This window comes from Streptomyces griseicoloratus, from assembly GCF_014534645.1.
GTDB classification, from domain to species: domain Bacteria; phylum Actinomycetota; class Actinomycetes; order Streptomycetales; family Streptomycetaceae; genus Streptomyces; species Streptomyces griseicoloratus.
The window spans coordinates 1-979 of sequence record NZ_JACVQF010000159.1 but is presented as its reverse complement, the minus strand read 5'-3'; the positions used below and the strand labels follow the sequence as shown (position 1 = coordinate 979).

1 protein-coding gene is annotated in these 979 nt (G+C 66.3%); it reads left to right on the top strand.

Annotated features, from left to right (window positions below; all coding sequences use genetic code 11):
- Positions 1-979: alpha-amylase family glycosyl hydrolase (locus tag H0H10_RS05085; protein WP_262506231.1), on the top strand; the 979-nt coding region annotated here is incomplete at both ends.

The window sequence follows — 979 nt, the reverse complement described above, 5'->3', positions numbered from 1 at the left end:
CCGGCCAAGGACCGGGACCCCGACTGGTTCAAGCGAGCCGTCTTCTACGAAGTGCTGGTCCGCTCCTTCCAGGACAGCAACGGCGACGGCGTCGGCGACCTCAAGGGCCTGACCGCCAAGCTGGACTACCTCCAGTGGCTGGGGGTGGACTGCCTGTGGCTGCCGCCCTTCTTCAAGTCACCGCTCAGGGACGGCGGTTACGACGTCTCCGACTACACCGCCGTCCTGCCGGAGTTCGGCGACCTCGCCGACTTCGTCGAGTTCGTCGACGCCGCCCACCAGCGCGGCATGCGCGTGATCATCGACTTCGTCATGAACCACACCAGCGACCAGCACCCGTGGTTCCAGGAGTCGCGCAAGAACCCCGACGGACCCTACGGCGACTACTACGTCTGGGCCGACGACGACAAGCAGTTCCAGGACGCGCGGATCATCTTCGTCGACACCGAGGCGTCCAACTGGACGTACGACCCGGTCCGCAAGCAGTACTTCTGGCACCGCTTCTTCTCTCACCAGCCGGACCTGAACTACGAGAACCCGGCCGTGCAGGAGGAGATCCTGGCCGCCCTGAGGTTCTGGCTGGACCTGGGCATCGACGGGTTCCGGCTGGACGCGGTGCCGTACCTCTACCAGCAGGAGGGCACCAACTGCGAGAACCTGCCGGCCACGCACGCCTTCCTGAAACGGGTGCGCAAGGAGATCGACGCCCAGTACCCCGACACCGTGCTGCTGGCGGAGGCCAACCAGTGGCCGGAGGACGTCGTCGACTACTTCGGCGACTACGCCTCCGGCGGCGACGAGTGCCACATGGCGTTCCACTTCCCCGTGATGCCGCGGATTTTCATGGCCGTGCGCCGCGAGTCGCGCTACCCGGTCTCCGAGATCCTCGCCAAGACCCCGGCGATCCCCTCGGGCTGCCAGTGGGGCATCTTCCTGCGCAACCACGACGAGCTGACCCTGGAGATGGTCACCGACGAGG